The following is a 26,758-nucleotide window of genomic DNA, read 5'->3' on the forward strand; positions in this document are numbered from 1 at the left end:
GGTCTACGCGCCTACGAGTACCGCGACATGCAGGTGTTCTCACCCTGGAGGACACCGGCGCGGAATGCGTCGACGCGGGAGAATCCGCTCGGCACGGTCTTGCCCCTGGCGTCGCTGGCGGCCAGGCCGTCGGTGAGCAGACCGGAGACGGCCTCGTCCAGGTCGCCGGCGGCGAGGCTGATATCACCCTGGGCGCGTGAGCGATTGGGGTCGGCCAGCTTGCCGGTGACCACCCCGGCCAGGCAGGCCGCCCGCAGCCCGGTCTTCGCGCCGACCAGCGACTGACCGTGGCTCTGTTGCACCGCCAGCGTGTATCGGGAGATGAATACGACGTAGCCGTTGTAATCCCCGGTGACCTTGAGCGGCAGCGGATTGTCGTCGTCGCTGGTGGGGGTGCCGCGCTTGGCGAGTTCGGGAATGTCGGTGGCGATGATGTTCTTGGCGGGGCAGTACGAGACCGGTTCGGTGGTCACGCCGTCGCGACAGTCGATCTTCGCGCCCGAGTAGTCGTAGGTGGGGCTGTTCTTGACCGGGAGGATCGCGGCGAGCGCCTTGCTGAGCTCGATCAGAGACGCCTTGTCGATCTCGTACTCGCCGGACTGACCCTGGAACGACTGCGGCAGATTGCCGCGGCGCTGATTGATCTCATCGATGTCGATGCCCTTGCAGCCCTTGGGGCCATCGGTGAAACCGATCTGCACGGCGGTGACGCGTTCGAAGGCCGAGCCGTGCACGCTCTCCGGATCGTCGGGGTCGGAGTCCCGGATGGCGACGGTGGCGGCCAGCACCGAGTTCAGGCCATCGGAGGTGTTGATAGTGAAATGCTTCGACTTACCTTCGGCCACATGGCGGATGAACGCGCCCGCGAAGCAGTCGGCCTGTTGTTCCTTGACGATCACCGGATCCTTGGTCCCGACGATCTTGGCCATGTTCTGGATGGCGTGGCCGTACTCGTGGGCCAGCACCATGACCACGGCCATCTTGCCGAAGGTCTCTTCCATGGTGGGCAGCAGCACTTCCCGGTCCCAGCCGATGGAGTTGTCGAGCCGGCAGTAGGCGGCGTTCACCAGGTGGTAGGTGGTCTCTTTACAGAACTCCTTGGCCTCGCTGCGCGGCGCTTTGGCACTCCATGACAGCAGGCGATCGACCGGCGTGAATTCACCCTCGAAGTAGGTAGCGAATTCCCCGCGCCAATAGGTTTGGATGTCCTCGACGGCATTGAGTGCCAGCTTGTCGGTGGCGCCACCGTCGCCGTTGGTGGCGGTCAGGGTGCTGTCCGGAACGTTCTGCCGTGGGCCGCTCGGCCCGCTGGTGGTGGGCAGGCCCGCCACCTTGAACGGATCGGCGTAGACCGAAACAGCATGGCCTTCCACCGTGCGCGTGCAGCCCGCTATCAGAGCTGTCGCGCACAGCAATACCGTAATGACTGCGGTCGCTTGGAGTTTCGGCAAGTCTCCCCCTAAGTCGGCCGGTACATTGTTCACATCGGTTGCCGGATCGGACAAAAGGCGCGTCGGGGGCACCGCCGATGTCCGGGTGATGGCATAGTATCCGCAACATGTCTTCACCGGGGGCGCAGACCATCACCGTGCGCCATGATGGAACCGAACGGGTCTTCGATTCGAGTCAGAAGATCACCATGGGGCGCGCGCCCGAGGTCACCTTATTCGTGGACAGCCCGCTGGTATCGCGGGTGCACGCAATTATCGCCTGGCAGGGGAGCGGCTGGGTACTGACCGATAATGGCAGCACCAACGGTGTCTTCGTGGATGCGCGGCGGCTGACCCAGCCGGTGTCGATCGACCGTCCGACCCAGGTTCGGCTGGGCGACGCGATCAGCGGTCCGCTGCTGCACCTGCTGCCGTCGGCGCCGCAGGTCCGGCCGGCGCGCACCCCGATGGCGCCGCCCATCTCGCAACCGCAGCACCAGGTGCCGCAACGGCCGAGCTATCAGCATCCGAACCGTCCGGCACCCGGGCAGCCGCAGCGCCCGGCGCCACAGTGGCCGATGCCTCCGTCGACACCCCAGCCGGCGCCGCAGCAGCAGCCGCCCCAGCCGGCGCCGCAGCAGTCCGCGCAGCAGCAGCCGCCCCAGTCCGCGCCGCAGCAGCCGAACTTCAGTATGACCACCAAGGCCGACACCTCGATGTTGCCGCCGCTGCGCGCCCGGGCCTCGACCTCGGCGATCGCACGTGCCGACCGGCTGCCGCCGGGCGGCCTCGCCATCGGCCGCACCACCGACAATCAGATCGTCGTCAACGATCCGCTGGCCTCGCGTAAACACGCCCGACTGGTCGCCGCCACAGAGGGGCTGACCATCGAGGACCTCGGGTCGGCCAACGGCACCTTCGTCAACGGCACCCGCCAGCAGCGCACGGTGCTGCGCGAGCGCGACATCGTCACCATCGGCAATGTCGACTTCGTGGTGCAGCAGGGCACCCTGGTGCACCGGCAGAAGCCGGTCGCCGAGCAGGGCCTGCACGTGCACGGGGTCGGATTCACCGTCGAGGGCAATAAGCAGCTGCTGGTCGATGTCAACATGCAGGCCGGACGCGGCACGCTGACCGCGCTCATCGGACCTTCCGGCGCGGGCAAGTCGACCCTGTCCAAGCTCATCGCGGGCTCCACCCAGCCCTCCGGCGGCGTGGTCACCTTCGAGGGCCGCAACCTGCACGCCGAATACGAGGCGCTGCGCTCCCGCATCGGCATGGTGCCGCAGGACGACGTGCTCCACCGTCAGCTCACCGTCAGGCAGGCCCTGGGCTACGCCGCCGAGCTGCGACTGCCGCCGGATAACAGCAAGGCCGATCGCCAGAAGGTGATCGACGGCGTGCTGAAAGAACTCTCACTCACCGAGCACGCCGACACCCGGGTCGACCGGCTGTCCGGCGGACAGCGCAAGCGCGCCTCGGTGGCGCTGGAGCTGCTCACCGGTCCGTCGCTGCTGATCCTGGACGAACCCACCTCGGGGCTGGACCCGGCGCTGGACCGTCAGGTGATGGTGATGCTGCGTGAGCTGGCCGACGCGGGCCGCGTCGTCATCGTGGTGACCCACTCGGTCGCCTGCCTGGATATGTGTGATCAGGTGCTGCTGCTGGCGCCCGGCGGCAAGACCGCGTTCTGCGGCCACCCGGCCGGGGTCGGTGGCGCGATGGGTACCAGCGACTGGGCCGAGATCTTCGCCAATGTGGCGGCCAACCCGGACCAGGCGTTCGCGGCCTATCGGTCCCGGCAGGCGTTCACGCCACCGCCGCCACCGCCGCCACCCGCACGGCCGGGGACCTCGGGCAGTCCGCCGCATGCCAGCGGATTCAAACAGTTCTCGACGCTGGCCCGGCGGCAGGTCCGGCTGATCTTCGCCGATCGTGGGTATCTGGCATTCCTGTTGGTGCTGCCGTTCATCCTGGGTGCGCTATCGCTGGTGGTGCCGGGCAAGAACGGCTTCACGGCGGGCGGATTGAAACAGGACCCGGTCAGCGGCAATATCGTCCCGTCCGGCGGCACCGAGTCCCAGCAGCTGCTGGTGGTACTCATCCTGGGCGCCTGCTTCATGGGCGCCACCCTGACCGTGCGTGACCTGGTCGGCGAGCGCACCATCTTCTACCGCGAGCGCGCGGTCGGACTGCTGCCCTCGGCCTATCTGATGGCGAAGATCGCGGTGTTCAGCATCACGGCCTTCCTCCAGGCGGCGGTGCTCGTCGCGATCACGCTGGTGGGGAAGAAGGCGCCGGGGGCCGGATCGGTGATCTCCTCCGGCAGCGCCGAACTGTACGTCGATATCGCGTTGACCGCCGTCTGCTGTGTGGTGTTCGGTCTGCTGATGTCGAGCCTGGCGAAATCGAATGAGCAGGTCATGCCCATGCTCGTGGTGATGATCATGGTTCAGTTGGTGATGGCGGGCGGCCTGATCCCGGTCACCGACCGGCCCGGTCTGGAGCAGATTTCCTGGCTGTTCCCCTCGCGCTGGGGTTATGCGGCCGGTGCGTCGACGGTGAACATCAAGGAAATCTTCGTCAACGCGCAACCGGATGGGCTGTGGGATCACGAGCCGAAAGTCTGGGCACTCGACGTGTCCGTGCTACTGGTGATCACCGTGATCCTGGCCCTCATCACCTGGCGCAAGTTGCGACTGAAGAAGTCCGCGGCGTGAGTGGATTCGGGCGGTCCGGGAGCCCGGGGATGACCGGGATCGCGAGCGTGTCGGTCACGCACCAGGCACACTTATGCCTGTGACGGTGCGAGTAGGGGCGGTACATCTCGGGTGGGATGTGGTGTCCGTGGCCGCGGGCGGTGGCAGTACGCCGATACGCCCGGTGCAGGTGGAAGGAACGTATACGCCGCCGGCGTATTTGCTGGCCGATTCGTCGGGCCGGCTGCACACGGCGGGTGTGGAACGGCAACGACCGGATCTGGGGATGGCGATCGCCGACGTGCGCGACATCCTCGGGCACCCGCAGATCGTGATCGCGGGGGCCACTTGGCCCGCGGAGCTGGTGTTCCGTGCCCGCATGTACAACCCGCTGGCGTCCATCGGGCAATATCTGCGCGGTAAGCCCGACGTGGTGGCGCTGCCATTTCCGGACGGCTGGCCGGACGAGAAGGTCGAGGTCTACGCCGAGTTGGTGGAGCAGCTCGACGTGGTGGTTGAGCCGCTGCCGGAGAGCGTGGCACTGTCGGGTTATGTGCGGGCGCTCGGCCTGGTGCGCTCCCCCGACGACCGCAATCCGCGCGGCATCGGCGCGACCGGCGTGTACTCCGATGGCCGCACCATGCTCGTGGTCGCGGTGCACGGGGACGACGAACAGCCGACCGAATCGGTGGACGTCCCGGTGACCACCGAGGCCATGCGCGATGCGCGTTCCGCGGATAACGTGGTGATCGAGGTGATGGCCGCGGCCCGTTCGATCGGCGCGGACACCTCGACCGTGCTGCTCTGCGGCAATGTCTGCTTCAACGATGCGCTGCGGTTCGCCTTCCAGAACCATCTCGGACACCGGCTCCAGGTCGCCGATCATCCGATGCACGCGCTGGTACTGGGGGCAACGCATCTGCTGGTGACCGACACCGATGCGGGTGAGCCCGAATCCGCGGGCAGGTACGCGGAACCGGCGCCATCGCCGATGAACCGGGATCAACCCGGTACCGCGCCGAGTCCGGCGCCGTATCCGGATGCGGCCCGGGGACCGGCGGAATCCGCGCCGCGGCAGGCCGCGCCGCACCGGCCGGAACCGCCCGCCACGCCGGTGGTCACCTACGGACCCGGATATCCGACGGTGCCCAAGGAGCCCGCGCCGAGCGAGGAGCCGACCACCCGGGTCACCCGGGAGGAACTGTCCCGCGGGCTGCCGCCGAACCTCGCCGAGCTCGGCAGTCGTTTCACTCGGCCGCCGGGTCACCCCGATGACCAGCAGGCCACCGCGATGGGCCGCTCGCCCGGTCCGGCCGGTCCGCCGTCGGGCCCGATCCCGGGCGCTCCGGTCGGTCCTCGTTCGCCCTATCCGCCGCCGAGCCATCAGGAGCGACCGGATCACTGGCACGACCAGTCCTCCTCGGCCGAGGAGGACGACGAGGGCCACCCGCGCAAGGGCAAGCGGTGGAACAAGATCAAGGACAACCTGTTCGGCGCGCACACGGTGATCGGTGCGGTGGCGCTGGCCGTGGTCGCGATGCCCTCCGGTGCGGATCGGATCGAGCTGGCAGGTTCCGGCGAGCCCATCGCCTGTGCGCTGACCCCGCATACCGACCCCGAGCGGGAGCCGGGCATCGCCTCGGCCCGCGGCCGGATGGCGGACGCGGAATGCGCGCAGCCCGGCGTCGACACCCTGCGCTACGTCGTGCCGGGTCCGCCCGGCACGATCGACCCGGGTCCGCCGGTCGAGATCTGAGACGGATTCTTCGGCGGCGATACCCTCCTGGTATCGTGGCTCGTTGGCGTGCGGCACCACCGAGGCCCGGGTCTCCACCGGCCGCCGGGATCACCTCGATCGCACGCCACAGGCTGGCAACACCGACGACAGACAGGGAAGCACTGTGCCTACGTACAGCCCCAAGGCGGGTGACGTGACCCGTAAGTGGTACGTCATCGACGCCACTGACGTAGTGCTCGGCCGTCTCGCCGTCCAGGCAGCGAATCTGCTGCGTGGCAAGACGAAGCCGACCTACGCTCCGAACTTCGATGGTGGCGATTTCGTCATCATCATCAACGCCGACAAGGTTGCCATCTCCGGCAACAAGAAGGCGGACAAGCTGATCCACCACCACTCCGGCCACCCGGGCGGCCTCAAGTCGCGCACCGTCGGTCAGGTGTTGGAGTCGCGCCCCGACCGGCTGGTGGAGAAGGCCGTCAAGGGCATGATCCCGAAGAACAAGCTCGGCAACGCGATCGCGGGCAAGCTGAAGGTCTACGCGGGCCCGACGCATCCGCACGCCGCCCAGCAGCCCATTCCGTTCGAGATCAAGCAGGTGGCCCAGTGACCGCTCCCGAGGAATACACCGAAGAGGCCGTCGAGGAGACCTTCGACGCCGAAGGCACCGCCGAGGTCGTCGAGGAAGAGTACGGCTACGACCCCGAGCCCGCCGCCTACGCCCCGGTCGTCATCGACCGTCCGGTGCAGACCGTCGGCCGCCGCAAGGAGGCCGTCGTCCGCGTTCGGCTGCTCCCCGGCTCCGGCAACTTCGTGCTCAACGGCCGCACCATCGAGGATTACTTCCCGAACAAGGTGCACCAGCAGCTGGTCAAGTCCCCGCTGGTGACCGTCGAGCGCACCGAGTCCTTCGACATCCACGCCCGCCTGGTCGGCGGCGGCCCGTCGGGTCAGGCAGGCGCCCTGCGTCTGGCCATCGCCCGCGCGCTGATCGAGGTCACCCCGGATGACCGCCCCGCCCTGAAGCGGGCCGGCTTCCTGACCCGTGACCCGCGTGCCACCGAGCGTAAGAAGTACGGTCTGAAGAAGGCGCGTAAGGCGCCTCAGTACTCGAAGCGCTGATTTTGGCATCGCCGACATCCGCCATCCGGCACCCTGGAGGTGTCGGGGGCGGTATGGTCGGCGGCAGCTGTACGAGAGCAGGCTCCCAGCTCCGCTGGTTGCCTGCTCTCGTGCTGTATTGAACTTGCGGCATTCGCGGTGCCCTGCGTAATTGCGCGGGTTGCCGCCTCCGGGCCCGGCGCGCACGCCGCGGATCTACCGATGAGGGGCGAGGTATGGGACGTTTGTTCGGCACCGACGGTGTCCGTGGACTTGCCAATGAGTCACTGAGTCCGGAACTGGCGCTGCGGGTTTCGGGTGCGGCGGCACAGATTCTCAGCAGAGGAAAGGAGCGGGCGCTCGCCGTCGTCGGCCGCGATCCGCGGGCCTCCGGTGAGATGCTCGAGGCCGCCGTGATCGCGGGCCTGACCGCGGCCGGGGTGGATGTGCTTTCGGTCGGCGTGCTGCCGACGCCCGCCGTCGCCTACCTCACCGGACTCTACGACGCGTGCCTCGGCGTGATGATCTCCGCCTCGCACAACCCCATGCCGGATAACGGCATCAAGATTTTCGCCGCGGGCGGACATAAGCTCGACGACGCGATCGAGGACAAGATCGAGGCGCTGATCGCCGAGGGCGCCCCGCTGCGGCCGACCGGCGCGAACATCGGCCGGGTACTCAACGCCTCGGGGGCGCGCGACCACGGGCTGGTCATTCCCGATCAATACAGCGTCGAGGGCACGCACGAGCGGTATGTGGAACACCTGGTCGAGGCGACCGGGCAGGACCTGACCGGGCTGACCGTGGTCGTCGATTGCGCTCATGGCGCCGCCGCCGAGGTGGGGCCCGCCGCGTTCCGCGAGGCGGGTGCGACGGTGATTGCCATCAATGCCGAACCGGACGGGCTCAATATCAACGACGGCTGCGGATCGACGCATCTGGATCAGATCCAGCGCGCGGTGCGCGAACACGACGCCGACCTCGGACTGGCGCTCGACGGGGATGCCGACCGCTGCCTCGCGGTGGATGCCGATGGCGCGATCGTCGACGGGGACGCCATCATGGCCATCCTCGCCATCGCCATGAAGGAGGCGGGCGAGCTCGCCGAGAACACGCTGATCGCCACGGTCATGAGCAATCTCGGATTGCATATCGCCATGCGCGAGGCCGGAATCACCCTGCGCACCACCGCCGTCGGCGACCGCTATGTGCTGGAGGAATTGCGCCGCGGCGGCTACACGCTGGGCGGTGAGCAGTCCGGGCATACCGTAATGCCGAAGTTCGGCACCACCGGCGATGGCATCCTCACCGGACTGAAGTTGATGGCCCGGATGGCCGCGACGAAGCGCGGGCTGGCCGAATTGGCGAATGTACTGCGAACGGTGCCGCAGGTGCTGGTCAATGTGCCGGTCAGCGATAAGGCCCTGGTCGCCGCGGCGCCGGAGGTGCGCGAGGCGGTGCTCGAGGCCGAACGGATTCTCGGGGAGACCGGTCGAGTGCTGTTGCGGCCCAGCGGAACCGAGCAACTGGTGCGGGTGATGGTGGAGGCCACCGATCCGGTGCAGGCGCGGCAGCTGGCCGATGATCTCGCGAAGCGGGTCGCATCGGTGTAATCGAGCGCCGGTCATCGGAGCGATCCGGGGCACTCGAGAAGCTCCTCGAATCCGACGAAGTCGATCGCTGATCCACAGGCTCATAGTTATCCACAGACTTCTTGTTCGCCCAGGTCGGCGGCGGGGCCTGTGCCGCGCGCCGGACGATGCTTGCCACATGCGACCAGGACTGGAACAGGCACGAGATAAGCAATTCGGTGTATTCGCCGGATGGCAGGTGTTGTGCGAGTACACCCGCGGTGAAATGCGCATGCTGGTGGATCGCGGGGAATGGGTGCGGGTCTTCCGCGGTGTGTACCGCGAGCGCGGCACCCCGCCCGTCCCGGAATTGCGCGTGGAGGCGGCCCGGCTATCGCTCGGGCTGACCTCGGTAACCGCCGCGTACGACACCGCCGCCGAATTGCACGGATTCTCGGTCCACGACGGACGAATCACCCATGTGATCGGTGCCAGGGCCTCGCGGGCCGGACAGTTGCTGGTGCATCGCGATCGCGTCGATGCCGCGGAGCTCGAATTGATCCGGGGCACGCTGACGACGAGCGGTGTCCGAACCGCGGTCGATGTGGCGCGAACCGCGAGCCGCGCGGTAGCGCTCGCGACCCTGGAAGCGGCTATCCACCGGGGGATTTCACCCGCGCGGCTGATGCTGGAGGTACAGCGGCACGGTGGGCGACGCGGTCACGGACAGGCCACCGAGTTGATCGGGCTGTTCAGGTCGGGCGGTGGGTATATCGCCGGGCCGGATCGGGAAGGCAGGTCAGAACTGGGCGTGCACGAAGCCGGTGAACAGGACAAGGAAGCCGCCGACCTCGCCGATGATGAGCCCCAGCATGGCAAAGCGAGTCGAGGCATCAATATCACCGTGGAACTGGTTGATGGTGTCGCGTCGCCATCCGTGCCAGGCGTAGGTGGCGATGGCGGCGCTGAAGAACGCCAGAATCACCAGGTCCGCAACCAGATTCACCGCGGTGGGCCAGCCGCTGAGCTCGGTGAAGACCGCCAGCAGGATGCCCGCGAAGGAGTACATCAGCGCGGCCCGGTGGGCGATATCGACGTAGATGTGCGCGGCGCCGTCCGGGGAGGTGCGTATGCCGTGGTATTTCCAGGTGCCGAGTAGTAGCGCCGCCAGGAAGAGTGCGCCGGTGATCAGCAAGGTGATCCGGGTGTCGATACCGAGATCGACCCGGATCATCTCGAAGGTCGGCTGCTCGGTACTCATCGCTCTCCTGACTGGCAGGCGCACCGGCCTTCCCCGGTGCCTCGGCGGGGTCGCGCTGCGCTGCAAGCACTATAGGTGGTCCGTCCGGTCGGTTCGTACCGCCGAAGCGTCCGTCCCGGGTGCGCTAATCCTCGAAGAGGCGCCCGTTATCCATCCGCCAGCGGCGGGTGGAGCTGACCGAGTCGAGCATGCGCCGGTCATGGGTGACCAGAAGCAAGGTGCCGGTGAAGGATTCGACCGCCTCCTCCAATTGTTCGATGGCAGGCAGATCCAGGTGGTTCGTCGGTTCGTCCAGCACGAGCAGATTCACCCCGCGCGCCTGCAACAGCGCGAGCGCGGCCCGGGTGCGCTCGCCGGGGGAGAGGGTTTCGCAGGCGCGGGTGACATGTGGTCCGCGCAGCCCGAATTTCGCCAGCAGGGTGCGTACCTCAGCATCCGGCCACTCCGGCATCTCGGCGCCGAAGGTTTCCGCCAGCGGCGTGCCGCCGCGGAACAAGCCGCGAGCCTGATCGACCTCCCCGATCTCGACACCCGAACCGAGCGCGGACGCGCCGGTATCCGGCCGGATCTTGCCGAGCAGCAGTGCCAGCAGCGTGGACTTGCCCGAACCGTTCGCGCCGGTGAGCACGATCCGATCGGCCCAGTCCACCTGGGTCGTAATGGGTCCCAAGGTGAACTCGCCACGGGTGACGGTCGCGTTCGACAGCGTGGCGACCACCGAACCGCTGCGCGGCGCCGCGGCGATCGACATCCGCAGCTCCCACTCCTTGCGCGGCTCCTCCACGACGTCGAGGCGCTCGATGCGGCGCTGGGTCTGGCGGGCCTTGGCGGCCTGCTTCTCGGTGGACTCGGCGCGCATCTTGCGTCCGGCCTTATCCGAGTCGGTCTTCGATTTGCGGCGGGCGTTGCGCACACCGTGTTCCAGCCAGTTGCGCTGCATCTGAGCACGGGCCTCCAGGCCCGCCTTGGTATCGGCGTATTCGTCGTAGGCCTCACGGGCATGCCGTCGAGCGATCTCGCGCTCCGCCAGATACGACTCGTAGCTGCCGTCGTAGATATCGACCCGCTGCTGCGCCAGATCGAGCTCTACGATCCGATTGACGGTGCGCGCCAGGAACTCCCGATCGTGGCTGATCACCATCAGCGGCACCCGCACGCCGGTGACGAACTGCTCCAGCCGGGCGAGCCCGTCCAGATCCAGGTCGTTGGTCGGCTCGTCCAGCAGCAGAATGTCGAAGCGGGACAACAGCACCGACGCCAGCCCGGCCCGCGCCGCCTGCCCGCCGGACAGTCCGGTCATCGGGGTGTCGAGGCCGTTGACGAGCGAGTCGGTGAGACCGAGGTCGGCCGCCACCTCCTCGGCACGCGGCTCCAGATCCGCGCCGCCGAGCGCCAGCCAGCGTTCCAACGCGGGCGTGTAGTCGTCTTCGCCGCCGTCGGCCAGCCCTTCCGCCGCCGCATCCATGGTGTGTTGCGCCGCGGTGACTCCGGTCCGGCGGCCGAGGAATTCGAGCACCGTCTCGCCGGGGATGCGCTCCGGTTCCTGTGCCAGGTAACCCACCGTCGCATCGGGCGGGCTCAACGTGATGCTGCCGGTGGGCGCGCTACGGTCGGCCAGCATCCGCAGCAGTGTCGACTTGCCCGCCCCGTTCACCCCGACCAGGCCGATCACATCGCCCGGCGCCAGGGTCAGCTCGAGGTCGTCGAACAGGGTGCGTTCGCCGTGTCCCGCGGACAGCCCGCGCGCATACAGAGTGGTGCTCACCTGGAGAAGTCTGCCGTGTACGGGCGAGGACGTTCGCACCCGGTCGGCTCCGGCGAGCGGCTCGGCTCGATAACGCCGTCGTATTCAGGGTTTCACCCTGAGCCCGGACCCCACGGAAATCAGGGTCGGGATCGGTCATCGGACCGATGTGCCACACCGCTTTCTCGAGCAGAGTTGATGGCATACCGAACGACACCGAGAGGGAACTCCGATGACCGCACCCGCCCGCCGCCTCACCCGCTCCACCACCGACAGCTGGATCGCCGGCGTCTGCGGAGGCATCGCCGAATACTTCGGCTGGAACGCCAATGTCGTCCGCCTGCTGTTCGTGCTCTCCTGCCTGCTCCCCGGCCCCCAGTTCATCCTCTACCTGGTGCTGTGGCTGATCATCCCGAAAAAGTGATCACCCCAACGCGATAAGAGGCTGCGCCCGGGACTCGTGGATGACAGGATGGGGTGATCCCAGCACGTTCGTGGGAGTCGCCGTACCACCACACGAGTCCCGTCGAGGAGGAGCCATTATCACCTCGGGCGAATTCCCAGGCCTGGATCTACCCCACGTCGACGCGTCCTCCTCTCTGGACGGCCTGGGCGCCGTGGAACTGAATCATCCCACCCAGGACATCAATGGCGACGGCATCCTCGACAGCGTCACCACCACCGGCGAAGAAGCCACCCAGGTCTGGACCGATTACGACCACGACGGCCTCGCCGACCACGTCACCGTGGTGGAAAAAGACGGCGACTACGCCGCCTGGGAGTTCCACCACAATCCCGACGGAACCTCCGGCTGGGTCCGCACGGACCAGGGGAAGCTCGGCAAATAGAACTGAGTCGTCCCGGCGAAACGGCGGGACGACGTCTCAGTTCGGCGGGGGTGTGGTGGCCAGCTCCGGCGTGGGCGTCGTGGCCAGCGGGGGATCCGCGTCGATCGCGTACACACCGCCGGTCATGCGGCCGCGGTCCAGCTCCAGGATCGACAGCAGCACCTTCTCGATAGGCACGATCGCGGGAAAACTGTTGGGCGCGATCGCATTCGCCCGTACCCCGAATTCCTTGAACTCGACCGCCATATGTCGCGTCAGATGATTCAGCGCCGCCTTGGACGAGCCGTACAGCGCCTGCCCACCCGGATAGACCCCGGTGCCCGCCAGGCTGGAAACGTTGACGATATTGCGATTGCGCGCCCGGTTCTGATCGCGATCATGCAGCCAGCTCTTTTGGGCCAGGCGCGTCGCCAACCGCAGCGGCACACCGACATTCGTCCGGAAGTGGTTGTCGAAGTCGTCGAGTGCGGCATCACCGTCGACGACGCCGTGCCCATGCCACGTCATGTGTGCGGCATTGTTGATCAGCAGATCCACCGTGCCGAACCGTGCGAGCGCCAGATCGATGACCCGCTCCACCTCGCCCTTCTCGTTCAGGTCGGCGCGAATCAGGTAGACCTGTGACCTGTTCTCCGGCAGTTCGGCTTGCGGGTCGAACGGGTCGATAAACCATTCGTACTGGGTGGGCACCCCGGGCGTGCGCTCGCGATGTACGGCGACAATGTCGTACTCCGTGTAGAGCGCCTGGCAAAAGGCATTGCCGAGCAGCCCTCCGGCCCCCGTGATCAGGGCAACCCTCCGGTCACCGAGCGGCCGTCCACCATTCGACAATTCCGTCTCCTCCCCGACGTGCAGCAGGTCGATCCTAGGGTGTGACCGCTGCGGATTCGACTCGGGCCGTACTACACTCGCGTCAACGGTCCCCGCACTCCCGCTCCTTCGAGGGCAGCCCCGGCCGCAGGCTGCGATGATCCGCGCACTCCCGTGCGGATCATCGGAACCTGCGGACCACTTCACTACGAGCGCTGAGCCAATACGGCGAGCAACGCCGCACGCAGCCGATCGGGATCCGACTTCAGCAGTTCCGTCACGGGGCTGTAGACCCGCAACTCCCCGGCCTCCAGCATCCGGTCCCTGGTCTCGTCGTCAGGAATCCACGACCTGAAGTAAGCTCGCGCCTCGCTCCAATCGCCACTCTCGATCCCCGCGTGTACCAGGTCACGCGACCGCAGCATGAACTTCAGCTCGATGGGCAGTCCCGGGTCGTCCCACCAGAAATTGGAGAACGCACCATGGTTGCTGAACTTCGCCACCCAGCTCTCGAACGACGGATTCGGATAGTGCAGGATCACGGGCCCCACGGCCATGTGATGCTCACCCACGTAGTCGTGGAATTCGTGAACTCCCGCCCGCACCCCGGGTGACACCCGCACAGCGCTCTTCCCATTGCCATACGCCATGAAGTCGGTCCGGCCATTGAGTCGGAACAGAGTGCATTCGGCAAAGCAATTCTCCGGCTCGTGATCCACCGGCACCGCTTCTTGATTCGCGAAAGTGACCTGACCCACGTGCTGTTGCGCCCGCCAGGCGCCATTGCTCTCGTCGTAGAGGAGCTCGTCGGTGTCCACAGCCGCGACCCAGGCGTAGTCGTTCTGGAGCGCATAAGAGACTGCGGCTCGAGTATTGGCCATTATTCGTTTCATCACGGCAGATGGCGTGTTGTCACTCCGGTCGCCCGCACCGGCCAGCAACATGACCCGCCTGTCCGCCACCAGCGATTCGAACAGCGAGCGTTTACCGGGATCGTCCAGGTAAATCATGATCAGATCGGCTTGCCGGAGATGAAAGTCGATCCAAAACCGATAGCCCGGACCAGGATCCAGCACAGTCGAACAAATGAGGAAGCGGTTGCGCTCCGAGGGCGCGTGGTTCACCGACACGCGCCGATCGTAGCCAGACGCACGCGAATCGGGCACCGTGATGATCGAGAAGTGGGCGCGCTAGACCCCGCGTGGCCTGCCCTGTCCGGCAGCTGTGGACCACTCCCGCGCGATTGAACCTTCTGGCCCCGCCCAGTAGATTTCGGGCATACGCCTCGAGCCGGACGGCCCAGGATCCGATGGAACCGATTGCCGCCCACGTGCGTCGAAGGAAGTAGGGCAGCACTCGGCGCGAGCAAGGGACTCGCGATCGGGGGAGTGGACGAAGTAGGGATGGAGGGGTTGCGCTATGGCCAGCAGCACGCTGGGCGTCAAGACTGGTGAGCTTGATGCGTTAGGCAACGAGATCATGATCTCGGCCGCCGTTGTGACGAACAGCGCTAAGCGGGTCTCGGACAACATGTTCGGCAATGGTTCGAACAGCCACGGCCCGGAGGCCGGGCGGAATTACGTTACCGAGGGCAAACAGATCTACGCCGGGCTCGAGAATGTCCTCAAGTGGTTGAAGGCATGGGGTGATGCCGCGAATGCCATTGGTGACGGTATCGGTGCGTCCAGTGTCGCCTATTCCAACACCGATGCCGAGGCTGCCAAGAACACAGCCGCGCAAACCCAAAAAGTTTAGCCGGTTGCGATGACGATTGATTCTGGGAGGCCTGCCGCATGGTCGAGTTAGGTTCTGCGCCAACCAATCTCGGTGGCGCAAACGTGGACTCCATGCTCGATGACGGGGCCACGGGTCTGCAATATTTTACGCAGCTCTATCAGCGCTATAACCGGGCATTCGGCGCCAATATCGAGATCAATACGATCTATCAGCGGTACGACGAGCAGCGCGGGATGGATCTGGAAAAGCTGGCGAATACCGCCACTGCAATGCGCGCCACGCTGGGGGAGGCAGATGCGCAGTTGACCGCCCAAAAAGCTGCCAAGGACAAGCTGCCGACTATTTGGACCGGTGATGCGGCGACCGCGGCGTCGACGATGTTCGTGCAGCAGCTGGCCATGGCGCAGGAGGATCGCGACAAGGCCGTCACGGCGCTGTTGGCGATCGAATCAGCGATACCTAAGTTGCGAAGTGCGGTGGAAAGCAAGAAGACTCACGTCAAAGACTTGGTGAAGTCTTCCGAGGTAAAAGTCGACGACAAAACGCCGGATGATATCGACGACATTATCGAGACGGCACAGGGAAAGGAGGGGAATTGGACGAAGTTCGGGAAGGCAGTTGCGCTCGGTGTGACCTTTGGTGCCAGCGGCCTTTATGACACATGGAACAAGTATAGCTGCGAAGACTGGCTGAATAACACCTTCAAAAAAGAGTTCGACGAAAAACTGACGAACTTCTATGACAAATGCACCTCGACTGATACCGCGGTCAAGCAGGCGTACCCCGCACTGACCTCTGCCATGCAGGCGCTGGATGGCAATCCTTATCCGCGACCAGCCGGAACGATTACCTCCACGCCCAGTACTGCGCCGGCGCCGAGTTCGCAGACACCGTCACCGACGGGAGGCCCGGGTCCAGGCCCGAGTAGTTCGCCTTCTCCGAGTACGACACCCACACCGAGTTATACGCCGACACCCAGCACGACTCCGACACCGAGCACCGGTACGCCGTCGTCCACCGATACCGCACTGAGTGGTTTGGCATCCGGGCTTGCCTCGGCGCTGACCACGGCGGCAACCACCCTCGCCACGGCCGCGACCACCGGGTTGTCCTCCCTGACCACTGCCATCACCGCAGGCATCGAGGACCTGACGGACGACGACAAGGACAACGACGGCAAGAAGGATAGCGAGGAGAAGGATGGTGAGGAGAAGAAGGATGGTGCGAAGCAGGAGAGTAAGTCCACCGAATTCGACCTCGCCGGTAAGCATTACAAGCTCGAGGTCGGTGCGGACGGCCAGCCGAAGCTGGTCGAGACCGACAAAGACGGCAAGACTCACGAGTACAGCGTGAAGCTGGATGCGAACGGCACTCCGATCATCTCCGGCGTGGAGAAGTCCGGCGAGGAGAAGAAGGAAGAGAACAAGTCCGAGGACAAAACCCAGCAACCGGCGGCGGGCACGCCGACCACTGCCGTGCCGGGAACGGGCGCCAAGAAGGGGGAACAGGACGGCGAACACACCCCGAAAGATCTTCCGGTCACCGGTGAGCAGCAGCAGGAGCCCGTCCCAACCGGTGCTGAACTGGCCGAGGCAGGCCCACTGTGACGCAACTTATCGACGGAGGAGCCTGACATGGCCGACCCAGTCAGAGAGATCGAATTGATCTTCGAGGAGCACGATCGTCAGGCAAGACTGCTCAGCGAGGAATTCATGGAAATCGAGCGTCGGTGCGCTGAACGTGAGCGTGATTTCCAGGAGCGGACAAACGCCTCGTATCAGCAGCTGCTCGAGGATCACGCCGAAGAGATCGCGAAGGCCGAAGCCGAAGCCGAGGAGAAGGAACGAGGCGAGATGGAGGCTCGCGCCGAGCAGGAACGCCTCATGGCCGAAGCCCGCGAACAGCGCGAAGCCGTCGCCCGCTCCGTCGCCGCCCGCAAGTCGAAGGATGTTGTCTACCCCGTCGATGATGACGACGATCCCGAAGCCGAGTACTACCGCCGCAAGAGCTGGCTCGTCTAATGAAGTTGGATAGTGACTGGCGAAACTGGCTGGCAGAGAACGTCGATCGTGGCTGCACTGCGGAGACGATTGTCCGTTCCATGGTTGGTGCCGGTTTCACCGAAGATGCTGCCAGCGAGGCCGTAAAACGCGCGCTGGCGGGCGAGACCGCACGACCTGTGGTGCGAGAAGCGAACTCCACCTACACCTACGACGATTGCCCTGTTCCCGAGGGGAATCTCATCCACGCGTATGACCGCGACATCAAAGTCGTGATGCGTGTTCGAGAACCGCAGGTGATTCTCTTTGCCGACGTGCTGTCGGACGAAGAGTGCGACCAGATGATCGAGCGTTCGCGGTCCGAACTCGCGCGATCGACGACCGTCAATGGCGAAACGGGCGCTGACGAGGTCATCGCCAACCGCACCAGCGAAGGTACGGAATTCCGACGCTGCCAGGACGAACTGATCGAACGCCTCGACCGCAGACTGTCGGCTTTGATGAACTGGCCGTTGGAGAATGGGGAAGGCTTGCAGATTCTGCGCTACGGCGTCGGTGGCGAGTTCAAGCCACACTTCGACTTCTTCCCCCCGAAAGATCCTGGCAGTTGGCGGCATGTCACAGCCCCTGGCCAACGGGTAGCGACGTTGATCGTCTACCTCAATGAGGTCGAAGGCGGCGGTGCGACCGCCTTCCCGGCGGCTGGTCTCTCGGTTGCTCCGAAGAAGGGCGGGGCCCTCTATTTCCGCTACTGCAATAGCGCTGGGCAGCTCGACCCCCTCACGCAGCATTGCGGGGCGCCGGTGACGGCCGGCGAGAAGTGGATCATGACGAAATGGATGCGCCAGCGTCGTTTCGGCTGAGTCCCGCTACTTCCGCAGGAGCGAGGCGACGGTGCCGATGGAGAGTTTGGGCTTTTCCTCTTCGCGGGGGGCTTCGGGGTCGATCACCTGGGTGTGGGGGATGACGGCTTCGGGGTCGGCGAAGGGTTTGTAGGTCTTGTCGTCGAGGAGGGTGTGGCGCAGGTAGCCGGTGAGGAGGGCGCGGGTGGTGCGGGCGGTTTTGGCTTCGTGCCTGCCCGCGCCGAGGGCGCCGAGGGCGCGGCGGCCTTCGACGATGCCGTTGTGGGAGGCGCCATCGAGTGCGCGCAGGATGGTACGGCCGCCCCAGGCGCTGGCGAGGGGGATGGCGTTGGAGCTGACCGCGTCGATATCGGAGGTTCCGGCCAGGATCAGGGCGGGCGTGTCGATATCGGAGGCCAGGTTCTCGGCGGAGGGCGCGGTCGGGGCCGGGTAGAGGGCGGCCACGGCGGCGACTTTGCGCTGGCTGGCGGCGATGACGGCGGCGCCCGCGCCCATGGCGTGTCCGACCAGCGCGAGGCGGTCGGGGTGCACGCTGATATCTCCGTCGCCGAGCCGGACCCCGGTGCAGATGTCCAGGGTGGTGAGCAGATCGGTGGCCAGGCCGAGATGTGACGGAATCGGCCCGCGCTCGGTATCGGGGGCCGCGGCCACGAAACCCCACGACGCCAGATGCTCGAGCAGCTCCCGGTAGTTGCCGACGCCGGTCAGCCACCCGTGGCCGAAGGCGACGGCGGGCAGGTTCAGCCCCGATTCGGGCGTATAGACGACCCCCGGCTGGCCCGCGATAGCCAGATTCCCGCGCAGAACCCGGTGCGGGCCACGGCTGGTCAGGGTGCTCAGAAGCGATTTCACAGACGCCGACACGACGTGAACGTTATCCGATAAGTACTCTGGGGAGCCATGTGCGGAATCGTTGGCTACGTCGGGTACCGGGACGCGCTCGGCGTTGTTGTTGACGCGTTGCGCCGCATGGAATACCGCGGGTACGACTCCGCGGGTGTCGCGATCCTCGACGGTTCGGGTGCGTTGGCGGTGGAACGCAAGGCGGGGCGGCTGGCCAATTTGGAGGCTGAACTCGACGAACCGGGCGCCGCTCGTTTCGTCGGCAGCACCGGAATGGGCCACACCCGCTGGGCCACACACGGCGCGCCGACCGACCGCAACGCGCATCCTCACCGTGATGTCACCGAGAAGGTGGCGGTGGTGCACAACGGCATCATCGAGAACTTCGCCCCGCTCCGCAAGGAACTGGAGCAGGCCGGGGTCGAGCTGCGCAGCGATACCGACACCGAGGTCGCGGTGCACCTGGTCGCGCGCGCTTACGCCGCCGGACCGACCGCGGGCGATTTCGTCGCGAGCGCGCTGGCCGTGCTGCGTCGGCTGGAGGGCGCGTTCACCCTCGTGTTCACCCACGCCGACCATCCGGACATGATCGTCGCGGCTCGTCGCTCCACACCGCTGGTGGTCGGCGTCGGTCAGGGCGAGATGTTCATCGCCTCCGATGTCACCGCGTTCATCGAGCACACCCGTGAGGCTGTCGAGCTGGGACAGGATCAGGCGGTGGTGATCACCGCGGACAGCTACCACGTCACCGACTTCGACGGCAACGATGTGGATGGGAAGACCCGCCCGTTCACCATCGACTGGGATCTGGCCGCCGCCGAGAAGGGCGGCCACGACTACTTCATGCTCAAAGAGATCGAGGAGCAGCCCGCGGGTGTCGCGGATACCTTGATCGGGCATTTCACCCACGACGAGGCCGGCGGCCGGATCGTGCTGGACGAGCAGCGCCTCGCCGATCAGGAGCTGCGCGAATTCGACAAGGTGTTCGTCGTCGCGTGCGGCAGTTCTTATCACGCGGGTCTGCTGGCCAAGTACGCGATCGAGCACTGGACCCGGCTGCCCGTCGAGGTCGAGCTGGCCAGCGAGTTCCGGTACCGCGATCCGGTTCTGGACCGTTCCACGCTGGTGGTCGCGATATCCCAGTCGGGTGAGACCGCCGACACGCTGGAGGCCGTGCGCCACGCCAAGGAGCAGAAGGCGCGCGTGCTCGCGATCTGCAACACCAATGGCGCGCAGATTCCGCGGGAGTCGGACGCGGTGCTCTACACCCGCACGGGTCCGGAGATCGGTGTCGCCTCGACCAAGGCATTCCTGGCGCAGGTGACGGCGAACTACCTGGTCGGGCTGGCCCTCGCACAGGCACGCGGCACCAAGTACCCCGACGAGGTGGCCCGCGAGTTCGCCGAGCTGGAGGCGATGCCGAAGCTGGTGGAGCGCGTGCTGGAGACGGGGCCGCAGGTACGGGCGATCGCTCGCGAGCTGGCGCATGTGCCCACCGTGCTCTTCCTCGGCCGCCACGTCGGGTATCCGGTGGCGTTGGAGGGCGCGCTCAAGCTCAAGGAGCTCGCCTATATGCACGCCGAGGGTTTCGCCGCGGGTGAGCTCAAGCACGGTCCGATCGCGCTGATCGAGGACGGGCTGCCGGTCATCGTGGTGATGCCGTCCCCGAAGGGTCGTGCGGTGCTGCATTCGAAGCTGCTCAGCAATATTCGCGAGATCCAGGCGCGGGGCGCCCGCACCATCGTGATCGCGGAGGAGGGCGACGATACGGTGCGCCCGTTCGCCGACGACCTCATCGAGATCCCCTCGGCGCCGACGCTGTTCCAGCCGTTGCTCTCGACGGTCCCGCTGCAGATCTTCGCCGCCGAGGTGGCGCAGGCCCGTGGGTACGACGTCGACAAGCCGCGCAATCTCGCCAAGTCCGTCACCGTGGAGTAGGACCGGTCCAGGTGCGCGCCGATCGGCCACCGCGACGGCGAAGGGCCCCGGTCGGCGGGCAAGTGAACTGCGGCAGGTGACACAGTGCCCGGCCCGGAGTCATGCCGGTGCGCGGATGCGGTGGTCCTGTGCGGACCCGGATCTACTCGACCGTGACGGTGCCGCGCATCTGCGGGTGCAGTGAGCAGAGGTAGCGGTAGGAGCCGGGTGCGATGAAGGTGTAACTCCACTCGCCCTTGTCGAGGATCGGGCTGTTGATGCCCATCGCCTTATCGCCGATGCCCTGCACCGAATGCGGGAAGCGGTCGGTGAATTTCCAGGTCACGGTGTCACCCACCTTGACGGTGACATTCTCGGGGGAGAACTTCATATCGTCCACGGTCACCATGACCGCCGCCGACTTCCGCTCGCCGGGAACCTGGGAACCGGTGGTGGTCGACGGCGTGGAACCGGTCGTGGACGTCGCGGCCGAACCGGAATCATCGGACCCGCAGCCGGATAGCGATAACGTCGCGATGAGTACGAACCCGGCCGCAACCCCGGTGGACTTCGCGCGGCTCCCGATCGACATGGTGGCCAAGCCTAGTCCGCGTCGCGGTGTCGACGGCGGAGGGTGCGTGGCGAGTAGGGTCGGATCGGGTCCGGGATGCCTGGGGTGAACGGGCCGGGAAGGCAGTGCCGGATCGACGCAGTGGAGGCGATGCGCATATGTCCACGCAGCGGGGTTATTTCACGGCCGACGAGGTGCGGGCGGCCGAGGCCGAGTTGTTCACCCGGGTGCCCGAGGGGGTGCCGATGCGGCGGGCGGCCCACGGGTTGGCGACGGTGGTCGCGGGTGAGCTGCGAGCCAGGACCGGGGGGATCGCGGGACGGTCGGTGACCCTGCTGGTGGGGTCGGGCGATAACGGTGGCGACGCACTGTGGGCCGGATCGATGCTGCGCCGTCGCGGTGTCGCGGTGACGGCGGTGCTGCTGAATCCCGAACGCGCGCACGCGAAGGGGCTTGCGGCGCTGCGGAAGACGGGTGGGCGGGTACGCGACGAGGCCGGCGCGCCGGATCTGGTGATCGACGGCATCGTCGGCATTTCCGGACGTGGACCGTTGCGCCCGCGTGCCGCCGAAATCGTTGCGGGGCTGGATGTTCCGATCATCGCTGCCGACCTGCCCAGCGGTGTCGATCCCGATACCGGTGCGGTCACCGGTCCGGCGGTGCGCGCCGATGTGACGGTCGCCTTCGGCGCATTCAAACCCGTGCACGCGCTCGCGGCGCCCTGGTGTGGCCGAATCGATCTGGTGCCCATCGGTTTACGACTGCCCGAGCCGAATCTGGCGGCGCTGGAACCGGCGGCGATCGGTGCCGGCTGGCCCGTGCCCGGGCCCGGCGACGACAAGTACACCCAGGGTGTCACCGGCGTGTGCGCGGGCAGTGCGACCTACCCGGGCGCGGCGGTGCTCTGCACCGGCGCGGCCGTCGCCGCTACCTCGGGCATGGTGCGCTATACCGGCGACGGATCGGCCGAGGTCCTGACCCATCTTCCGGAAATCGTTGCTGCCCCATCGATTTCGACAACCGGCCGGGTCCAGTCGTGGGTCTTCGGCCCCGGCGCCGGTACGGACTCCGACGCCGCCAAGCGCCTCGCGGAAGTCCTCGCCACCGATCTCCCGGTCGTCGTCGACGCCGACGGTCTCACTCTCCTGGCCGCCGACCCGGATCTGGTCCGCGCCCGCACCGCGCCCACTGTCCTGACCCCGCATGCGGGTGAATACGCCCGTCTGACCGGCCACGAAGTGGGCCCGGACCGGGTCGCCGCCGTTCGCGAACTCGCCGAATCCTGGCGGCTCACCGTCCTTTTGAAGGGCCGTGCCACCTTGGTCGCCGCCCCCGACCGCCCGACCCTGGTCAACGAGGCGGGCGGCTCCTGGGCCGCCACCGCGGGTGCGGGCGATGTCCTCTCCGGCATTATCGGCGCCCTCCTCGCCGCGGGCCACGACCCCGCCTGGTCCGCGGCCGCCGCCGCCCGAGTCCACAGCCTCGCCGCCAACCTCGCCGCCCACGCCGATCACCCTTCGGCCGCTCCCATCTCCGCAAGCCCGCTCCTCGAACACCTCCGCCCCGCCATCCGCACCCTGCGGGCCCTCTCCGACTGACTGTGGCCGCGGACACGGGCCGCGCGTACCGGCGGTGCGGCTTATCCCGACTCGACGGCATTGTGCGGCGACCGACTACGGATGCCTGTCGATACGGATGGCCTCTCGAACTGCGTGCGCGGTGGGATCTCGTGCGGCCGTGGTCCCACCTCCCGTGGACGCCGATCCGCTGGTCGGCCCTCCTGTACCAGCCCGGGTGAATTATCCGACAACCGACCCCTCCGCGGTGGGCCTGGCGGTCACGAGCAGGGGAATGCGTTAGTAGGGCCGGGACAGGGATGGCAGGATCGTTAGCCGTGAATGCCCAAGTGGAAACCGTTATCGACCTGGAAGCCATTGCCCACAACGTGCGGATACTGCGCGCACACGCGGGTGACGCCGCGGTGATGGTGGTGCTGAAGGCCGACGGGTACAACCACGGGGCGGTCGAGGTCGCGCGGACGGCTTTGGCGGCGGGCGCGGCCGAGCTCGGTGTGACCACGGTCGCGGAGGCGGTGCGGTTGCGGGCGGCGGGGATCACCGCGCCGATCCTGTGCTGGCTCAATAATTCCGACGCCGATTACGCGGCGGCGGTCGCGGCGGATATCGAGATCGGAGTCCCCTCGGAGGATCACCTGCGGGCGGTCGCGGCGGCGGCCCGCGGGATACGGCGCACCGCGATCGTGACGCTCAAGGTGGATACGGGGCTCAATCGCAACGGCATCGCGCCGGATGAATATCCGCGGGTCCTGGCGACTCTTCGGTCATTGGTGGACGAGGGCGTGGTGCGGTTGCGCGCGATCTTCTCCCACCTCGCCCACGCCGACGAACCCGAACATCCATTCCTCGATGTGCAACGCGACCGCTTCATCGAGGCGATCGCCGCCGCGAAGGAGTACGGCCTGGAGCCGGAGCTGACGCATCTGGCGAATTCGGCCGCCACGCTGACCCGCCCCGACCTGGCCTTCGACATGGTGCGCCCGGGCATCGCGGTGTACGGGCTGTCCCCGGTGCCGGGTCTACCGGACTTCGGACTGCGCCCCGCGATGACGTTCCAGGCCCGGGTGGCGCTGGTCAAACGCGTCGCGGCGGGGGAGGGCGTTTCGTACGGGCATCAGTGGCTCGCCCCACGCGACACCACCGTCGCGTTGATCCCCGCCGGCTACGCCGATGGGGTATTCCGCACCATGAGTGGACGGTTCGAGGTCTGGTTGGGTGGCGCGCGCCGACCCAACATCGGCCGGGTCTGCATGGACCAATTCGTGGTCGACCTCGGCGACAATGCGGCGGGCGTGGTCGAGGGCGACACCGCCGTACTGTTCGGCGGCGGCGCGGGCGAACCCGGCGCCCAGGACTGGGCGGACCTGCTGGACACCATCCACTACGAGGTGGTCTGCGCGCCGAAGGGCCGGGTCGTCCGTCGATACGTCGGCGAACCCGCCTGACGCGCGCGTGTTCGACCCGAACTTGTCCACCTCGCGGCCGTGTGGTCGACTCGTGGTGCTAGGCCGTTATCCGAGAGGGTTCCGATGAGTTCGCGACGTTCGAATCGCAGCACAGTGCTGCGCGGGGGGATGGCGACCGCGGGTTTCGTCGGTGCGCTGGCCGGTGCGCACGCATTGCGCCGGGCGGGTGCGCGGGTGCTGTGGCCTGCCCTGCGCGACGAGTATCGCGACGAGGATTTCGCGCTACTGGAGCACGACCGTGCGGGCGCGGTCCTCGCCGAGGATGGTGTCCGGCTCGCCACCCGCGAATGCGGGCCGGTCGATGCCCCGGTCACCGTGATCTTCGTGCACGGCTTCTGCAACAGCATGGAGACCTTCCATTTCCAGCGCCGCGATTTGGAAAAACGCTGGGGTACCGGGGTACGCCTGGTCTTCTTCGATCTGCGCGGGCACGGTCGCTCCGGTACGCCTACGACCGAGAGTTGCACGGTCGCCCAGCTCGGCCGCGACGTCGCGGCCGTGATCGAGGCCACCGCGCCCGCCGGACCGGTCGCGCTCGTCGGCCACTCGCTGGGCGGAATGGCGATACTGGCCGCCGCCGCGCAATTCCCGGTACTGTTCGCCGCCAGAGTGGTCGGTGTCGGGCTGCTGTCCACCGCGGCGGCGGAGGTCACCGCCGCGGGTATCACCCAGCTGCTGCGCAACCCCGCCATCGACGGCTTCCGGCTTGCGGTGCACACCGCGCCCACCCTGGTTCAGGCCGGGCGCAGTACGGTGCGCCACATCATCACGCCGATCCTGCATGTGAGCTCCTATCACGGCCACGTGAGCCCGACGCTGTCGCGCTTCAGCACCCACATGATCGACGAGACACCGGTCGAAACCATCGTCAAGTTCCTGAAGGCCTTTGAGCTGCACGATGAATCGGCCGCGCTGCCGACCCTGGCCGATCTTCCCTCGCTGGTCCTCGGCGGTGTCCACGATCTGGTGATCCCGTTCCGCAACTCCCGCGCACTGCATCGCGAGCTCCCCCAGAGCGAGCTCGTCCGGCTCGACCACGCCGCCCATATGGCGCATCTGCAATTCCCCGACCTCGTCAACGATGCCCTCGACCGCCTCCTGTTCCGCGCGGGCGTCATCGCGGACCGGCCCAGCCCGGAGGCCACCGGAACCTGATCCACCCGGCCTCGTCCCGACTCGCTGCCCCGCGAACCGCGGATGTCCGGAGATATCGGGGGCCGAGGGTGTCGGCTGGTGGCGGAGCGGAGTGTGCGCGTCGGTACGCTGCCGACGTCAGTACTCATGTGTGGGATCGGAGGGCGGCGGTGGCGCAACAGCGGCGAGTGCTGCCGACGGTGGAGGATACCGAGGAGCTCGGCCGGGAGCTGTCCGCCGAGTTGGCGCCCGGCGATCTGGTGGTGTTGGACGGTCCGCTCGGCGCGGGCAAGACCGCGCTGACGAGGGGGATCGCGGCGGGGCTCGGGGTGCAGGGGCGGGTCAGCTCGCCGACCTTCATCATTGCCCGTCAGCATCGGGCCGGGGCGGGCGCGGGCGCGGTGCCGATGGTGCATGTGGACGCGTACCGGCTCGGCGGCGATCTTGATGAGCTGGACGCATTGGATCTCGACACCGATTTGCAGCACGCGGTGGTCGTGGTGGAGTGGGGGCTCGGGGTGGTCGAGCATCTGTCCGATCGGCACCTGCGGGTGCGGCTGTCCAGGGAGCCGGATTCCGATGTGCGGACCGCGGTCTGGGAGTGGGTCGAGTAGCGCCGATCACACTCGTGGGTTCCCGCCGAAACGAGGACCGCGCCGCGTCCGTTGCTACCCGGTAGCTCCGCACCGCGGCCAGGTACCACCCGGTATCGTGGGGGCAATCATGCTTGTACTAGCTGTCGACACCGCGACACCCGCCGTTACAGCGGGATTGGTGGAACTGGAGCAGGCCGCAACCGGTGCGGCCACCGCGGCGGAGCTGCGGACAGTCGCCTCGCGTGTTCGGGTGGACCCCCGAGCGCATGCGGAGGTGCTGACCCCGCAGATCCTCGAATGCCTCACCGAGGCAGGCCGTTCCAGGACCGACATCGCCGCGGTCGTGGTGGGCGTCGGCCCCGGCCCGTTCACCGGTTTACGGGTCGGCATGGCGACCGCCGCGGCGTTCGGCGACGCGCTGGGCATTCCGGTGTACGGGGTGTGCAGCCTCGACGCGATCGCCGCGGACGCCGCTCCGGACCTCGCGCCCGGTAGCGAACTGCTCGTGGTGATCGACGCTCGCCGCCGCGAGGTGTACTCGGCTCGCTACCGTGACGGAGTTCGCGTGGCCGGGCCGGATGTGACCAAACCCGCAGACCTGGATCCGGCGCAGGCCGGTGTCATCGCCGGATCGGCTTCGCACGTCGACTTTTTCGACCTGCCCGTGCTGCCGGTGGAGACGCCGTCACCCGCCGGTTTGGTGCGCGTCGCCGTGGCCGAACTGCTCGCGCGCGCGGTGCCGCAACAGCTGGTGCCGTTATATCTGCGCAGGCCCGACGCGGTCGAAAACAGCTATCGCACCCTCGACCGGACGGGAGCGTGACACCGGTGGACAACGGAGCCCCCCGAAACGTG

General features: G+C 67.0%; 24 protein-coding genes. 17 read left to right on the forward strand and 7 right to left on the reverse strand.

Annotated features, from left to right (window positions below):
- Positions 1-11 precede the first annotated feature (11 nt).
- Positions 12-1,451: a metallopeptidase gene (locus tag AB0H61_RS06920; protein ID WP_357300296.1), complete on the reverse strand. Its 1,440-nt coding sequence runs from the start codon at positions 1,449-1,451 to the stop codon at positions 12-14.
- 107 nt (positions 1,452-1,558) lie between these two features.
- Between AB0H61_RS06920 and AB0H61_RS06925 the strand changes: the two genes are divergently transcribed.
- From AB0H61_RS06925 to glmM, 5 genes are all read left to right on the forward strand, one after another.
- Positions 1,559-4,150, forward strand: a complete 2,592-nt coding sequence (locus AB0H61_RS06925) for an FHA domain-containing protein (protein ID WP_357300299.1) — start codon at positions 1,559-1,561, stop codon at positions 4,148-4,150.
- 73 nt (positions 4,151-4,223) lie between these two features.
- The gene (locus AB0H61_RS06930) at positions 4,224-5,885 is read left to right on the forward strand and encodes a hypothetical protein (protein ID WP_357300301.1); all 1,662 of its coding nucleotides are present in this window, start codon (positions 4,224-4,226) and stop codon (positions 5,883-5,885) included.
- 145 nt (positions 5,886-6,030) lie between these two features.
- Positions 6,031-6,474, forward strand: coding sequence for a 50S ribosomal protein L13 (gene rplM, locus AB0H61_RS06935; protein ID WP_040686710.1), 444 nt, complete (start codon positions 6,031-6,033; stop codon positions 6,472-6,474).
- A complete protein-coding gene (rpsI, locus tag AB0H61_RS06940) occupies positions 6,471-6,986 on the forward strand; it encodes a 30S ribosomal protein S9 (protein ID WP_357300304.1) in 516 nt (171 codons plus the stop codon). Before rplM ends, rpsI begins: the two co-directional genes overlap by 4 nt.
- Positions 6,987-7,201: 215 nt before the next feature.
- Complete coding sequence (glmM, locus tag AB0H61_RS06945) at positions 7,202-8,578, forward strand: phosphoglucosamine mutase (protein WP_357300306.1); 1,377 nt, start codon at positions 7,202-7,204, stop codon at positions 8,576-8,578.
- Positions 8,579-9,335: 757 nt separating this feature from the next.
- Here the strand turns inward: glmM and AB0H61_RS06950 are convergent.
- Positions 9,336-9,797: a hypothetical protein gene (locus AB0H61_RS06950; RefSeq protein WP_357300308.1), complete on the reverse strand. Its 462-nt coding sequence runs from the start codon at positions 9,795-9,797 to the stop codon at positions 9,336-9,338.
- 124 nt (positions 9,798-9,921) lie between these two features.
- Positions 9,922-11,562 carry an ABC-F family ATP-binding cassette domain-containing protein gene (locus AB0H61_RS06955; RefSeq protein ID WP_357300310.1) on the reverse strand — a complete coding sequence of 547 codons (1,641 nt, stop codon included), beginning with the start codon at positions 11,560-11,562 and terminating at the stop codon, positions 9,922-9,924.
- Between the two features lie 211 nt (positions 11,563-11,773).
- On the opposite strand from AB0H61_RS06955, the gene AB0H61_RS06960 reads away from it, so the two are divergent.
- Together AB0H61_RS06960 and AB0H61_RS06965 are read left to right on the forward strand one after the other, a co-directional pair.
- Positions 11,774-11,965, forward strand: a complete 192-nt coding sequence (locus AB0H61_RS06960; protein WP_357300312.1) for a PspC domain-containing protein — start codon at positions 11,774-11,776, stop codon at positions 11,963-11,965.
- A gap of 40 nt (positions 11,966-12,005) precedes the next feature.
- Positions 12,006-12,389: a DUF6802 family protein gene (locus AB0H61_RS06965; RefSeq protein ID WP_357300314.1), complete on the forward strand. Its 384-nt coding sequence runs from the start codon at positions 12,006-12,008 to the stop codon at positions 12,387-12,389.
- Between the two features lie 36 nt (positions 12,390-12,425).
- On the opposite strand, the gene AB0H61_RS06970 is transcribed toward AB0H61_RS06965, so the two are convergent.
- Positions 12,426-13,220, reverse strand: coding sequence for an SDR family NAD(P)-dependent oxidoreductase (locus tag AB0H61_RS06970; RefSeq protein ID WP_357300316.1), 795 nt, complete (start codon positions 13,218-13,220; stop codon positions 12,426-12,428).
- A 185-nt stretch (positions 13,221-13,405) separates the two neighbouring features.
- Positions 13,406-14,329 carry a hypothetical protein gene (locus AB0H61_RS06975; RefSeq protein WP_357300318.1) on the reverse strand — a complete coding sequence of 308 codons (924 nt, stop codon included), beginning with the start codon at positions 14,327-14,329 and terminating at the stop codon, positions 13,406-13,408.
- A gap of 289 nt (positions 14,330-14,618) precedes the next feature.
- On the opposite strand from AB0H61_RS06975, the gene AB0H61_RS06980 reads away from it, so the two are divergent.
- From AB0H61_RS06980 to AB0H61_RS06995, 4 genes are all read left to right on the forward strand, one after another.
- Entirely contained in the window at positions 14,619-14,954 is a 336-nt protein-coding gene (locus AB0H61_RS06980) for a hypothetical protein (RefSeq protein ID WP_357300319.1), read from the forward strand.
- A 92-nt stretch (positions 14,955-15,046) separates the two neighbouring features.
- Positions 15,047-16,543, forward strand: coding sequence for a hypothetical protein (locus AB0H61_RS06985; RefSeq protein ID WP_357300320.1), 1,497 nt, complete (start codon positions 15,047-15,049; stop codon positions 16,541-16,543).
- Positions 16,544-16,570: 27 nt separating this feature from the next.
- A complete protein-coding gene (locus AB0H61_RS06990; RefSeq protein WP_357300322.1) occupies positions 16,571-16,957 on the forward strand; it encodes a hypothetical protein in 387 nt (128 codons plus the stop codon).
- Positions 16,957-17,799: a 2OG-Fe(II) oxygenase gene (locus tag AB0H61_RS06995; RefSeq protein ID WP_357300324.1), complete on the forward strand. Its 843-nt coding sequence runs from the start codon at positions 16,957-16,959 to the stop codon at positions 17,797-17,799. The genes AB0H61_RS06990 and AB0H61_RS06995 overlap by 1 nt, the downstream gene beginning before the upstream one ends.
- 6 nt (positions 17,800-17,805) lie before the next feature.
- Here AB0H61_RS06995 and AB0H61_RS07000 read toward each other — a convergent pair whose 3' ends face one another.
- Positions 17,806-18,663, reverse strand: coding sequence for a dienelactone hydrolase family protein (locus tag AB0H61_RS07000; protein ID WP_357300325.1), 858 nt, complete (start codon positions 18,661-18,663; stop codon positions 17,806-17,808).
- Positions 18,664-18,699: 36 nt separating this feature from the next.
- Between AB0H61_RS07000 and glmS the strand changes: the two genes are divergently transcribed.
- Entirely contained in the window at positions 18,700-20,580 is a 1,881-nt protein-coding gene (gene glmS, locus AB0H61_RS07005; protein WP_357300327.1) for a glutamine--fructose-6-phosphate transaminase (isomerizing), read from the forward strand.
- A gap of 142 nt (positions 20,581-20,722) precedes the next feature.
- Here glmS and AB0H61_RS07010 read toward each other — a convergent pair whose 3' ends face one another.
- Positions 20,723-21,151, reverse strand: a complete 429-nt coding sequence (locus AB0H61_RS07010; protein WP_357300328.1) for a cupredoxin family copper-binding protein — start codon at positions 21,149-21,151, stop codon at positions 20,723-20,725.
- Between the two features lie 137 nt (positions 21,152-21,288).
- Here AB0H61_RS07010 and AB0H61_RS07015 point away from each other — a divergent pair, with 137 nt between their 5' ends.
- The 5 genes from AB0H61_RS07015 to tsaB all read left to right on the forward strand — a co-directional run bounded on the left by AB0H61_RS07015 (position 21,289) and on the right by tsaB (position 26,726).
- Positions 21,289-22,728 (forward strand): NAD(P)H-hydrate dehydratase, encoded by a 1,440-nt coding sequence (locus AB0H61_RS07015; RefSeq protein WP_357300330.1) that lies wholly within the window; start codon positions 21,289-21,291, stop codon positions 22,726-22,728.
- 278 nt (positions 22,729-23,006) lie between these two features.
- Positions 23,007-24,152: an alanine racemase gene (gene alr / locus AB0H61_RS07020; protein ID WP_357300332.1), complete on the forward strand. Its 1,146-nt coding sequence runs from the start codon at positions 23,007-23,009 to the stop codon at positions 24,150-24,152.
- An 84-nt stretch (positions 24,153-24,236) separates the two neighbouring features.
- On the forward strand, positions 24,237-25,328 hold the full coding sequence (locus AB0H61_RS07025; protein ID WP_357300333.1) for an alpha/beta hydrolase: 1,092 nt from the start codon (positions 24,237-24,239) through the stop codon (positions 25,326-25,328).
- Between the two features lie 149 nt (positions 25,329-25,477).
- Positions 25,478-25,921 (forward strand): tRNA (adenosine(37)-N6)-threonylcarbamoyltransferase complex ATPase subunit type 1 TsaE, encoded by a 444-nt coding sequence (gene tsaE, locus AB0H61_RS07030; RefSeq protein ID WP_357300334.1) that lies wholly within the window; start codon positions 25,478-25,480, stop codon positions 25,919-25,921.
- Positions 25,922-26,030: 109 nt separating this feature from the next.
- Positions 26,031-26,726, forward strand: a complete 696-nt coding sequence (gene tsaB, locus AB0H61_RS07035) for a tRNA (adenosine(37)-N6)-threonylcarbamoyltransferase complex dimerization subunit type 1 TsaB (protein WP_357300336.1) — start codon at positions 26,031-26,033, stop codon at positions 26,724-26,726.
- Positions 26,727-26,758: the final 32 nt, after the last annotated feature.

It is taken from the genome of Nocardia sp. NPDC050710, from assembly GCF_040654375.1.
Taxonomy (GTDB): Bacteria; Actinomycetota; Actinomycetes; order Mycobacteriales; family Mycobacteriaceae; genus Nocardia.